General features: G+C 36.1%; 13 protein-coding genes. 10 read left to right on the top strand and 3 right to left on the bottom strand.

All coding sequences use genetic code 11. The features are described from left to right. Positions 1 to 256: 256 nt before the first annotated feature. The 10 genes from COD11_RS09435 (at position 257) to COD11_RS09395 (ending at position 10,897) form a co-directional block, all read left to right on the top strand. Complete coding sequence (locus COD11_RS09435) at positions 257 to 460, top strand: hypothetical protein (protein WP_047943203.1); 204 nt, start codon at positions 257 to 259, stop codon at positions 458 to 460. A gap of 138 nt (positions 461 to 598) precedes the next feature. Further along, the gene (locus COD11_RS09430; RefSeq protein ID WP_047943204.1) at positions 599 to 829 is read left to right on the top strand and encodes a hypothetical protein; all 231 of its coding nucleotides are present in this window, start codon (positions 599 to 601) and stop codon (positions 827 to 829) included. A 257-nt stretch (positions 830 to 1,086) separates the two neighbouring features. Continuing rightward, entirely contained in the window at positions 1,087 to 2,346 is a 1,260-nt protein-coding gene (cypC, locus tag COD11_RS09425) for a CYP152 family fatty-acid peroxygenase CypC (protein WP_098796509.1), read from the top strand. A 380-nt stretch (positions 2,347 to 2,726) separates the two neighbouring features. Further along, positions 2,727 to 3,092 (top strand): ArsR/SmtB family transcription factor, encoded by a 366-nt coding sequence (locus tag COD11_RS09420; RefSeq protein ID WP_090727353.1) that lies wholly within the window; start codon positions 2,727 to 2,729, stop codon positions 3,090 to 3,092. Then, entirely contained in the window at positions 3,085 to 5,484 is a 2,400-nt protein-coding gene (locus COD11_RS09415; protein ID WP_098796508.1) for a heavy metal translocating P-type ATPase, read from the top strand. The genes COD11_RS09420 and COD11_RS09415 overlap by 8 nt, the downstream gene beginning before the upstream one ends. A 209-nt stretch (positions 5,485 to 5,693) precedes the next feature. Further along, complete coding sequence (gene lpdA, locus COD11_RS09410) at positions 5,694 to 7,112, top strand: dihydrolipoyl dehydrogenase (protein WP_098796507.1); 1,419 nt, start codon at positions 5,694 to 5,696, stop codon at positions 7,110 to 7,112. Between the two features lie 181 nt (positions 7,113 to 7,293). Next, on the top strand, positions 7,294 to 9,402 hold the full coding sequence (locus COD11_RS09405; RefSeq protein ID WP_098796506.1) for a YhgE/Pip domain-containing protein: 2,109 nt from the start codon (positions 7,294 to 7,296) through the stop codon (positions 9,400 to 9,402). Positions 9,403 to 9,520: 118 nt separating this feature from the next. Then, a complete protein-coding gene (locus COD11_RS27430; RefSeq protein WP_255301579.1) occupies positions 9,521 to 10,003 on the top strand; it encodes a ZIP family metal transporter in 483 nt (160 codons plus the stop codon). Then, positions 9,978 to 10,268 carry a ZIP family metal transporter gene (locus COD11_RS27425; RefSeq protein WP_255301578.1) on the top strand — a complete coding sequence of 97 codons (291 nt, stop codon included), beginning with the start codon at positions 9,978 to 9,980 and terminating at the stop codon, positions 10,266 to 10,268. The genes COD11_RS27430 and COD11_RS27425 overlap by 26 nt, the downstream gene beginning before the upstream one ends. Before the next feature lie 167 nt (positions 10,269 to 10,435). Further along, positions 10,436 to 10,897, top strand: coding sequence for a putative iron-sulfur cluster-binding metallochaperone (locus COD11_RS09395; protein ID WP_098796505.1), 462 nt, complete (start codon positions 10,436 to 10,438; stop codon positions 10,895 to 10,897). 280 nt (positions 10,898 to 11,177) lie between these two features. On the opposite strand, the gene COD11_RS09390 is transcribed toward COD11_RS09395, so the two are convergent. The 3 genes from COD11_RS09390 to COD11_RS09380 form a co-directional block, all read right to left on the bottom strand. Then, the gene (locus COD11_RS09390) at positions 11,178 to 11,471 is read right to left on the bottom strand and encodes a hypothetical protein (protein WP_255301577.1); all 294 of its coding nucleotides are present in this window, start codon (positions 11,469 to 11,471) and stop codon (positions 11,178 to 11,180) included. Positions 11,472 to 11,529: 58 nt separating this feature from the next. Next, complete coding sequence (gene lspA / locus COD11_RS09385; RefSeq protein ID WP_412758688.1) at positions 11,530 to 11,985, bottom strand: signal peptidase II; 456 nt, start codon at positions 11,983 to 11,985, stop codon at positions 11,530 to 11,532. A gap of 100 nt (positions 11,986 to 12,085) precedes the next feature. After that, positions 12,086 to 12,769: a CadD family cadmium resistance transporter gene (locus tag COD11_RS09380; RefSeq protein WP_098796502.1), complete on the bottom strand. Its 684-nt coding sequence runs from the start codon at positions 12,767 to 12,769 to the stop codon at positions 12,086 to 12,088. Between the last annotated feature and the right edge of the window lie 145 nt (positions 12,770 to 12,914).

The following is a 12,914-nucleotide window of genomic DNA, read 5'->3' as shown; positions in this document are numbered from 1 at the left end:
TTCTTTTTAAAGAGAAACTTACAGTCATGGGGTCCGGAAACGATTTAAAGAATAAGGGGTCACTATGAAAAACATCACCAAAAATCAAAAATTAGATGTTAAATGACCATAAATTGTGACAATTTGAACCCCCTTAGCGATTAAGGGGGTGATAACTAGAAATGTATAGAGTATTTATTATAACTAAATTATTAATTTAGATAGGCATGTTTAAACTTGACACCAAGTAAATATATATACTATGCGTGGTTATCTTATGGAGGTGTATGTATGCATAAATGTCATTGCTGCCAAGGCGCAGGATGTTGTCGTTATTGTGGTGGTGCTGGTATGTGCTGTTGTTGTAGTGGGAGAGGATGTCCTCATTGTCAGGGAAGTGGATGTTGTCCGTGTTGTCATGGTGGCAAAAGATGTGGTTGTTGTGGTGGATCAGGTGTTCAACCAATATAAAGCTTACTAATTCTATTAAAACGGGAGCTTGTTATCCTAAGCTCTCGTTTCTTATGTTTGTAGTGTTAGAAATCTAGTGAGTGTTAATTAGCGGTATAGTATAATACCATTGGACACATCAATCATTTTTACATAAGGGGGAAAAGGGTTGAGAAAAATAATATTTTCTTTAGCATTTTTAGTAGTGATGGCATTTAGTGGTTCTGTTTATGCAGCACAATCGGAAGAGATGGATTGTTGTCAATCAAAAAAAGAATGTATGGAAATGTGTGAGGAAATGAACTGTCAAATGGATTGTTGTGAAATGACAAAAAATGGAAAAATGAAAATGAAAGATTGTAAGAAAATGATGAAAAAATCAAATATAGATTGCTGTTAATTTAGTATAAAAGGATCTTCCAGTCGAAACAACCCATTGATTTTACTACATTTTAAACAGGGCACACTCAGAATAAACAAAAAAAATAAAAAGACCCTAATTTGGATTAGGGTCTCAGGCTGTCGACAAAGTCGGCAGCCATTTTCTTTATCTTGATAATGTTCAATATGTGGTATGTGATCCAAGTTTTTTTATGAGTAAATAGGGAAAAGTTACAAAGAATAAAAACATCACTAATGAAAATGGAGATGAATGATATGGCAGATACAAATCAAATGCCTCGGGAAGAGGGCATAGATCATAGCTTAAGCCTTATGAGAGAAGGATACATGTACATTTTGAACAGACGTAAAAGTTTTAATTCTGATATATTTGAGACCCGATTGTTAGGAAAGAAAGCGATTTGCATGGTAGGAAAGGAAGCTGCGAAAGTTTTTTATGACACTGAAAAATTCAAAAGGAAAGATGCAGCACCGAACCGGGCGGTTCAAACATTGTTTGGGAAGAATGGTGTGCAGGCATTGGATGGACAAGATCACAAACATCGGAAAGAAATGTTTATGTCCATCATGTCTCCTAAAGGACTTCAAAACTTAACAAACATTACAAAAATACAGTGGAAGACAGCACTAAATAAATGGGGACAGATGGATGAAGTTATTCTTTATGAAGAAGTAAAAGAAATCCTATGCAGAACAGCCTGCCAGTGGGCAGGTGTCCCGTTGGAAGAAGACGATGTTAAGGAATTGACAAAAGACTTGGCGGCGATGTTCGAGTCTCCGGCTGCCGTTGGTCCAAATCATTGGCTAGCGAGAAATGCAAGAAATAAAGTAGAAAATTGGATTGGTGAGTTGGTTGATAAGGTGCGTAATGAGGAAATAAATCCTCCAGAAGATACAGCTTTACATATATTTGCCTGGCATCGCGATTTAGAAGGGAATCTTTTGGATACCGAGACTGCTGCTGTGGAAGTGATCAATATCTTGAGACCTATTGTGGCGATCGCTATATTCATCAATTTCACTGCGCTGGCATTGTATCATTATCCGGAAGAAAGGGAGAAACTTGAATCCCTTGATGAAAAATATGCTCAGATGTTTGTACAGGAAGTTCGCCGTTTTTATCCGTTTTTTCCGTTTGTCGTAGCATTGGTAAAAAAAGATTTCACCTGGAACGGCTATAAATTTGAAGAAGGTACATTAACTTTACTGGATCTTTATGGCACAAATCATGACCCTGAAATTTGGGAAAACCCAGATTTGTTCAGTCCTGATCGGTTTGCTAAATGGGAAGGAAGCCCATTTGGCTTCATTCCGCAGGGTGGTGGTGATTACTTTATGGGTCATCGCTGTGCTGGAGAGTGGGTCACCATTGAAGTCATGAAAGTAAGTCTTGATTATCTGGCCAAGCGTATGGAATATGAAATTCCTAACCAGGATTTAAGTTACAGCATGGTGAGCATACCAAGTATTCCACATAGTAAAGTAGTGATAAAGAATGTTAAACGAAAGGTATAATCACACTAAATTATGGATATTCATTAGAAAGATAAATAAAAAAGTGACTCCATAATTATCGGAAAACCGTTTTATAGGTAGACCCCCTAATGTTTATTGAGAATTTAAAAAACAAAGCCTGATTTTTCTAACACGGGAGAAATCGGGCCTTTTATGGTGAAAAAAACTCTATGTTTAAATCTGTGTTTACCTGACGTACTCATTCTAGGTGTTCTACATAAATGGAAATTAAATTTAGTTATATATTAGAATTATTTATTACAAACTAAAAAATATAAAAAATATTTTTTGATTTATATTCAAACATATATTTGACTATTTGTTTTTGTTTGCATATAATAATAATCAAACAAACATTTGATTGATGTGGGGTGGAAAACTTGCAAAATGATGCATGTGAAGTTACGTGTATAGATGACGAAAAAGTCATAAGAGTTAAAAATGAACTAATCCAACAAAATCCTTTGGAAGTAGCCAAAATTTTTAAAGCATTATCAGACGATACTAGGATTAAAATTGCATATAGTCTCTCTTTAGAAGATGAATTGTGTGTATGTGATGTAGCAAATATTGTTGGTGCTACAACTGCCACTACATCTCATCATTTGAGGTTACTTAAAAATCTTGGATTAGCTAATTATCGAAAAGAAGGAAAGTTAGTCTACTATTCATTAGATGATGAGCATGTAAAGCAACTAATACAAGTTGCATTTGCACATCATAAGGAGGTTGTAAAAATTGTCTGAAGCAAAAGCATTAGAGGCTGAAAAAAATGTTTACCGCGTTCAGGGGTTTACATGCGCAAATTGTGCAGGGAAGTTTGAAAATAATGTTAAAAAACTTCCAGGAGTACAGGATGCAAAAGTGAATTTTGGAGCATCTAAGATATCCGTTTATGGTGATGCAACGATTGAAGAGCTAGAAAAAGCTGGTGCATTCGAGAATCTTAAAGTGGCTCCTGAAAAACCAAGACGGGAAGCTAAATCAGAGGTTAAAGAGGACAAAAACGTATACCGTGTTGAAGGATTTACATGCGCAAACTGTGCAGGAAAATTCGAGAATAATGTAAAACAGCTTCCTGGAGTAGAGGATGCAAAAGTAAATTTTGGTGCATCTAAAATTGCTGTTTACGGTAATGCAACAATTGAAGAACTAGAAAAAGCCGGTGCATTCGAGAATCTTAAAGTGACTCCTGAAAAATCTGCTCGCCAAGTTTCACAAGAGGTAAAAGAAGATACGAAAGAAGAGAAAGTGCCGTTTTATAAAAAGCACAGTACTCTACTTTATGCTTCTTTATTGATCGCCTTTGGTTACCTTTCCTCAAATGTGAATGGAGAAGAGAACATTGTTACTACCTTATTGTTTTTAGCATCCATGGTTATCGGAGGGTTGTCACTTTTTAAAGTCGGTTTAAAAAACTTACTCCGCTTTGAATTTGACATGAAAACCCTTATGACAGTAGCTGTTATAGGTGGTGCTATTATTGGAGAATGGGCAGAAGTTGCCATTGTTGTTATTCTCTTTGCAATCAGTGAAGCACTTGAGCGATTCTCTATGGATAGGGCAAGACAATCGATTCGTTCATTAATGGATATCGCTCCTAAAGAGGCACTCGTTAGACGTAATGGACAAGAAATAATGATTCATGTCGATGATATTGCTGTTGGGGATATTATGATTGTCAAACCTGGTCAAAAGATTGCGATGGATGGTGTAGTCGTAAGTGGCTACTCTGCAGTCAACCAAGCAGCTATTACCGGTGAATCAGTCCCTGTTGAGAAAACAGTTGATGATGAAGTATTTGCAGGTACCTTAAATGAAGAAGGATTACTTGAAGTAAAAATAACGAAACTTGTAGAAGATACAACGATTTCTAAAATTATTCATCTTGTAGAGGAAGCACAGGGAGAACGTGCTCCTTCGCAAGCATTTGTCGATAAATTTGCCAAATATTACACACCGATCATTATGATCATTGCAGCATTAGTTGCGGTAGTCCCTCCTTTACTCTTTGATGGCAGTTGGGAAACATGGGTTTATCAAGGATTAGCTGTTCTAGTTGTTGGGTGTCCATGTGCGTTGGTCATATCGACTCCGATTTCTATTGTTTCAGCGATTGGGAATGCTGCGAAAAAAGGTGTACTTGTAAAAGGCGGAGTGTATTTAGAAGAAATGGGTGCCTTAAAGGCCATAGCATTTGATAAAACAGGTACCTTAACAAAAGGGGTTCCAGCTGTAACTGATTATAATGTGTTGAACAATCAGATGAATGAAAAAGAATTACTATCCATCATTACTGCATTAGAGTATCGTTCTCAGCATCCACTTGCATCTGCGATTATGAAAAAAGCAGAAGAGGAGAACATTTCTTATTCTGACGTACAGGTAGAGGACTTCTCTTCTATTACAGGTAAGGGTATCAAAGGTATTGTAAATGGGACGACTTATTATATCGGTAGCCCGAGACTCTTTAAAGAATTAGCAATTTCTAATTTCGATAAAGACTTAGAGCAAAATGTTACTACTCTTCAAAATCAAGGTAAAACAGCCATGATTATTGGAACCGAAAAAGAAATACTTGGAATTCTTGCAGTTGCTGATGAAGTTCGTGAATCAAGTAAGGAAATTATTCAAAAGTTACATCAACTTGGAATCAAAAAAACAATTATGCTTACAGGTGATAACAAAGGTACTGCTAAGGCTATCGGAGGGCAGGTTGGAGTATCTGATATTGAGGCAGAATTAATGCCACAGGACAAATTAGACTTTATTAAACAGTTAAGATCCGAGTATGGCAATGTAGCTATGGTAGGAGATGGTGTCAATGATGCACCTGCATTGGCGGCCTCAACAGTTGGTATTGCAATGGGTGGAGCTGGTACAGATACAGCCCTGGAAACAGCAGATGTCGCTCTAATGGGTGACGATTTAAGAAAACTTCCATTCACTGTAAAACTTAGCCGAAAAACTCTAAATATAATTAAAGCTAACATTACTTTTGCAATTGCTATTAAATTTATTGCCTTAATATTGGTTATCCCAGGTTGGTTAACCCTCTGGATTGCTATCCTTTCTGATATGGGTGCAACCCTTCTGGTAGCACTAAATGGTTTGCGACTAATGAGAGTTAAAGAATAAAGGGAAAAGGACTAAAAAGGGCTTTCCAGACAGATTGGAAAGCCTTTTCTAATAATGATGTCATCAATAATAGTATAACTTCTAAATATCCAGCCTAATTAAAAATGGAAAGATTGGGTATAAGTAAAAACAGCAGCTTTATATTACATATTGGTATCCACATGAGACTAAAATTTTTATTTTTTATAAATTCGAAGGAGGAAACTGAAATGACTGTTGAAGTGAAAAAAGAACTAGATTTGTTAGTGATAGGCGCAGGATCAGGAGGTTATGTGGCGGCTATACGTGCCGCTCAGTTAGGGAAAAAGGTGGTTTTAGTGGATAAAGCAGAATTAGGAGGGGTTTGCCTTAACCGTGGGTGTATACCTTCAAAGGCTCTTATCAGTGCTTCTGAACGAGTAAAACACATAAAGTATGCCAGCTCAATGGGGATAAAGGTTTCTGGTGTAGTTGAAGTAGAAATGTCTGAGGTAGTGAAGTGGAAGGACGGTATAGTAAATAAACTAACGAATGGAGTTCGGACTTTACTGAAAGGCAATGGAGTGGAAGTCATTAGTGGGGAAGCTTATCTTACTGAACCCTATGTTGCCAAAATCAAAATTGGTAACGAAGAACAATTCTTTTCATACAAAGACTTAATCCTTGCGATAGGATCATTACCTACTGAGTTAAAAAGTATGCCATTTGATAGAAAAAGAATTATCTCTTCAACTGAGGCATTGATGCTTCAAGAAGTACCAAAACATTTAGTTGTAGTAGGTGGTGGTTATATCGGTTTGGAGTTGGGAACTGCTTATGCTAAATTTGGGGCTAAAGTGACCATTCTTGAGGGATCAGATACAATTCTTCCAGGTACGGACCCTATGCTTACGAATGTAGTAAAACGTCATTTAAAGGAACTTGGAATCACAGTTATAACGAATGCTTTAGTCCAAGGCGGAGAAAATACAGGCGATGAAGTAAACGTTCGTGTTCAGGTTAATGGAAAGGAAGAGATAATTAAAGGGGATTATTGCTTAGTTTCCATTGGAAGAAAACCGAACACAGGAAAAGTTGGATTGGAAAATATCGAGGTTGAATTAGACCAACGCGGTTTTATTAAGATAAATGATAAATGTCAAACAAATGTTGAACATGTATATGCGATCGGGGACTGTGCTGGTGGTTACCTCCTTGCTCATAAAGCTAGTTACGAAGGTAAGATAGCTGCAGAGGTGATAAGTGGGTTAAAAAGCGAGATTGATTTTCAGGCTATGCCTTTTGTTATTTTCAGCGATCCTGAAGTAGCTTATACAGGTTTAACGGAGAAGGAAGCAAAGGAAGAAGGATATGAAACGGTTTCTAGTCGCTTTCCATTCCAAGCTAACGGAAGAGCTTTATCTGTTTCGGATGCCGATGGTTTTGTACAAGTTGTGGCGGATAAAGAATCTAATCGGGTGTTAGGTGTACAAATGGTAGGGCCAGAAGTATCATCTCTTATTGCTGAAGCAGTTTTTGCAATTGAGTCAGGGGCAACTGCAGAAGATCTCAGCCTTACGATTCATGCACACCCAACTTTACCTGAGCCACTGATGGAAGCTGCTGAAGGTGTTATGGGACATGCTATTCATATGCTGAATAAAAAATAATAATTTAAAGAAGGAGATCTGGACTTTTCCAAGTACAGGTTGAATTATTTTTGATTTAAAGGAATAAATGGATACTAATGGGTTAGCAATTAAATGTCTAGTCAAAATTTACAATATCTTTAAGAAGAATTTTATGGTCTTTTATCAATACCTATAGTGGTTAGTTTAAGGAGAGATAAGTATGCGAGCTGAGTGGTCAGCTATTATTCGTAATAAGAAGCTGTTAATTCCGATTATAGCCATTTTATTTATGCCAATTATTTATGCGGGTATGTTTATTTGGGCCTTCTGGGATCCCTATGGACAAGTCGAGAATTTGCCTGTGGCAGTGGTTAATTTAGATCGGCCGGTTAGCTATAACAATGAAAGAATTTCGATTGGAGATGAAATAGTCAGCAAATTAAAATCAGATCAAAAGCTCAAGTGGAGTTTTGTGTCTAAAGAAGAAGGCTTAGAAGGAATTAAAACAAACAAGTATTATGCTGTCATTGAAATTCCAAAGAACTTTTCTAAAAATGCAACCAGTATAATAGCCCCAAGTCCGCAACATGCCCAGCTTAGATACATACCAAATCAAGGGTATAACTTCGTATCGACTAAAATAACAGATACTGTAGCGGAAAACCTTCGCAAAACAATATCTGAAAATCTTACAGAGAAGTTTACGGAAGTAATGTTTGAAAAATTCAGTGAGGTTGGAGCAGGATTTGCAAAAGGTGCAGAAGGAACAAAAAATCTTTCTGAAGGAATGGACCAGCTCTATATTGGTACGAGCAGCCTTATAAATACGATGCAGGAAAAAAGTACGTCTCTTAGTGAACTGGTAAGGGGTACATCTTTAATTCAGGAGAAAACATCTGAATTGTCGGATGGGCTTCAGCAACTGAACACTGGAATGGCTGACATTCGTAATGGATCTGAGAGGTTAACAAAGAATACAGCAACTATGCGTGACTCTTTACAAACATTTGGTGATAATCTAAATCAATTCAATAGTGGGCAGCAAAAACTTAAGGGAGGAACTAAAGAGGTAGCTGACGGGGCAAATGCACTATCAGTTAAACACTCTGAAGCAGTAGCTGCCCAAGGACAGCTAACTCAAGGAATGGCGGATTTGGAAAGTGCTATGAGAAGCTATGCAGCTAAAAAACCGGAATTGCAAGAAGACCCTGAGTTTCAAGCACTCCTTAGAACTGCCGAAAATCTTTCTACGTCTTCAAGGAGCTTACAATCAGGGGAACAAGAAATCCAAACAAATCTAGAGCGTTTATCCTCTTCTTTAGAAACAATAAAGAATAGCCAGGTAAAACTTACCGATTCATCTGAAAAGCTGTTTGCTGCTCAAAAGGACATCAAGGAAGGCTTTAGCCAGTTTTCTAATGGACAGCAAAATTTAAATCAAGGGATTGGTAAGGCTGCAGAGGGGATGATAAATGCTTCTGCTGGCAGTGAAGCTATCAATGTTGGGGCAGCTAAGCTAACGGAGGGAATGACTGCTGTTGAAACAGGCTGGAAAGAAATCATCACTAGTTTAAACTCGCTGTCTGCTGGTGAACAAAAAATTTTATCAGGACTTGATTCTCTTGAAAGCGGGTTACGCGAAGGAGAAAAACAAGTTTCTAACATCCAAACCAATAATAGTGTTCGCAATAGACTGTTTGCTTCTCCAGTAACAATCGAGCGTAGCAATGTATCGGATGATTCAACCTATGGTATCGGTTCAGCTCCATACTTTTTATCTTTAGGATTGTTTATTGGTCCATTAATGTTGTCCATCATTTTTCCAATGAAAGAACCGGTACGAGCACCTAGATCCGGATTTCAATGGTTTACGTCCAAGTTAACCGTACTGTTACCCGTATCATTATTACAGTCAATAATTGCTGCAACAATTATTTTATTTGGGTTGGACGTTGAAGTAACAAGTGTACCACTTTTTTACTTGTTTACTTTAATAACCAGTCTTACCTTTATGTTTATCATTCAATTTTTAGTAACCACTTTTGGAAATCCAGGACGTTTTGTTGCTGTGATAATTTTGATCCTTCAGTTGACAACTAGTGGAGGGACCTATCCGGTGGAACTAATTGCACCCGAACTGCAGCCATTTCAGCGCTTGCTGCCTATGTACTACTCTGTAACGGGACTTCGTGAAATTATTGGAATTGGCGATTATAGTATAGTGTGGCAACAGTCTCTTATTTTGGCGGTATTCGCGGCTGTGTCGGTACTCCTATCCATCGTAGCGTTTAGATATTTTTATAATCGAGAATTCAAAGAGGTCAGCTGAAAGGAGTTATGGACAGCTGAATAAAAAATAATTCGTAAAAGTAGCATATTTATATTTAGAATGACCTGCACCATGTGCAGGTCGAATTATTTTTATTATTTTAATGGAGTGACGATTAATGGAAAGGGAAATCATTTTTTATGTAATAACAGCAGCTTTAGCTAATGTTTTGGGCGGTTTTGTTATTTTTCTTAAGAAAAATTGGTCCAGAAGAAGTTTACATGCCCTAATGGCACTAAGTTCCGGATTACTTTTCTCAATTGCAATTATGGATCTAGTACCAGAAGCTTTAGAAATAATGGAATCAAGTTCAATCTATATCATTTTAGGTTTTGGCATCATATTTTTATTTCAACAGCTGGTAGCACCTCATTTTCATTTTGGAGAAGAGACACATCAATCTCAAACCCATACTACAATGTATGGTGCATTAATAGGCATGATAATACACACTTTTTTTGATGGTTTATCAATTGTAGCTAGTTTTGCAATAAACAAAGGATTAGGTTTTGTCGTATTAATTGCCGTCCTACTACATAAGATACCTGACTATATCCTCCATTGTATTTACAAGCTTGAAAAGCAAAAAGAAGGCTATTAGCGCATCTGTTTTATTAGGTTTATCTACCATAGTGGGGGCTACAACAGCTTTGTTTCTAACAGAACTCGTTTCTTTACAAAGTAGCATTCTTGCCATTTCACTTTCATTAACTGCAGGTATATTTTTATACATAGCTTTAACTGATTTATTACCTGTTGTGAATGCGACAGAGGATAGGCCCATTATTCTCTTCTTTTTTGGGGGGGTTTTTTTGAATTTTGGGCTTCATTGGATGTTTGAGCAATTAGCTCCTCATATCCACTAGTGTGGCTTATTTTAAAGTTTGATAATTTATAACAAAGTCTGATAATTTATAAAAAAGATTGATAAAGAAGCACCAGATTTATATGACTAGGTAGGTGCAGGTATATGTTTAATTGGTGTACCGACAATGCTATTTCACCACGCCAATAAAAAGGGAGAGCGTAGAATATGTCTGATTGTTGTTCTACAAAAGGACAAGTTTCTGAAAGTAGTAGTAATGAGTTGTGTCCTTCTTGTAATGTAAAAGGGAAAAAAGTAAAAATAATTACGTTAAAATCAATGTTAAAACCAACAATTTTAGGTACATTGAATGCAGGTTTAACTCATTATTTTTGTTCGTCAAAAGATTGTAGTGTTGTTTATTATGATACGGATAAAAAAACGTATCTAAAGTCAGAAATTAAGGTTTCTGTTCATCAAAAAGATAATGCCACAGTTGTTCCTGTCTGCTATTGTTTTGGTTGGACAAAAGAAAAAATTAAACAATATGCTGAAAGTGGAATTACTCCTAATCCAGTAGAACATATTCGTGAAAATATAAGTGAAAACCGATGTGGTTGTGAAGTAAACAATCCTCAAGGTAGTTGCTGTTTGGGGAATGTAACGATCTATATCAAAGAACTAACCTAAATAAAGATCCATCTTTAACGAAATGATCAAACTTTTTTATGAAAAATTGAACTAAGTATTGATATGAGAATCCATTTTGATCAATCTTTTTTCAAAATGGATTCTTTTTTTGTGCCGTAGAATATGGGTTTGTTGAACGTTTTTGATTAAACTTTATTTTAAAGCTACAATAGGAAACTGTTTTGGTTTTGAGGAGAATCTATTTTTTATTGCTAAACAAAGAAAGAGCTTGGACATTTATTGTAGCCCATGCTCTTTCTTTTTTGTTGTTTATTTCCTATCAACAATCGTCATACATAGAATGGTTTTGGTTCTGGTGGTTATTCGTGGTACTATCATTTGAATTAGTCTGTTCTATATTTAAATTCTTTGATGTGGAGGTTTCATGCTGGATATTGTTTTGATGATTATTCATGAAAGAATTCATCATTTCAGAACAATAATCCATCATTTGTTGCCAATTTCCGTTCCCTTGACCAGGAGTGCTGTTTGAATGTGCAAAAGCAGCAGTACCAATACCTAGAAATAAAGCAACAGCTACTATAGACGTAAGTAATTTTTTCAATACTTCCACCCTCCTTTGTCCCCATTATACCCATATATATAAAATACGAAAACAATGAAGATTCTTTTTAAGATTGATTACTTTCTAATTTTGACTCTTTATAAGTACTAATAAGGAATAAAATAACTCCACTAACTAAAAATACATCCGCAGTATTAAAAATTGGATAATTAATAAATGTAACTTCGAACATATCTGTTACTTCACCAAAAATTAAACGGTCTACAACGTTTCCCATTGCACCTCCTATAAATAAGCCAAAGGCTATACGCGTTAGCTTATCAGTTACTCTACGAGAATAAATAAGACCAACGACTATAACAATAATTGCAATGCTAATTAAGAAAATTTTTTGTCCCGAAAAAATTCCCCAGGCAGCACCCGCATTGCGATGAGATGTTAATTGAAAAACACCATTGATAAGTGGAATGGATTGCCCGTAATCCATAAAATTTCGAACTAAATATTTACATAATTGATCAATACTTACTGTGAGAATAATGATCCAATACAAAGTCGTCACCTCGGAGTTCTATTTTCTATAAAGAATTATACTTAATACTTTAAAAGTAAACGGGATTTATCAGTAAAATGATCGTAAACCATTACGGTTAATTGAGAATTTAATTATTTTCAAAATTTACGAAGTGATCCCATAGGTTAGAAAATATATTACTTTCTGCCATGATATAAAGGCCTAATCCTATAAAAACAATTGGAATAACCCATCGGCCGTATTTCTCGAGTGTTTCAGAAACATATCTGAATCTTGCTAGACGATAGCCGATTAAGCACCAGACCGCAACCATTATAAAGAAAGTAATAACTGTAATGACCAGTTGGTTGTTATTTAAAGTAGAAAAGAACGGAACATAAATTCCAATATTGTCTCCACCATTGGCAAATGTGATGAAGGCTATACTCATAAAGAGTTTGTTAAATCTTCCTGAATTTAAACTAGAAAGAATAGCACCTTCATCTTCATCTTCACCCTTTATAAACAGTTTAACTCCTAAGTAGATCGGGATTAATCCTAGTAAACCTACCCACTGATCAGGAATGAGTGTTACTCCAAATGTTGCTAAGAGACTGATTAAAACTAAAAGTGCAAAACCAAGATATTGGCCAATGACTATATCTCTAGGGTAAATACGGTTTCCCTTCGGCTGCATGTTAACCGTTCGGCCATTACTTGCTTTCGCTTGTGAACTTGCCTGAGAGAACAGCAACATCAAAACAAAAATATCATCGATATTGGTTACTATAAAAGACCCTAAAGCAGAGAGAATTGTTAAAATTAAATTCATAAAAAAACTCCTTTTTAAAATACCGTATTGTCAAAACTTTATATAGAAATAGGCTATAAAATCCTATAATAGAGGGCTTTTTAAGCAAAAAAATTGCCACCCCCTAAATTCTATGGATAATTGAGGTTACCACACACCCAACAAC

It is taken from the genome of Bacillus sp. AFS040349 (assembly GCF_002577655.1).
In the GTDB taxonomy this organism is placed as follows: Bacteria; Bacillota; Bacilli; order Bacillales; family Bacillaceae; genus Metabacillus.
This window is presented reverse-complemented; position numbering and strand designations above follow the sequence as displayed.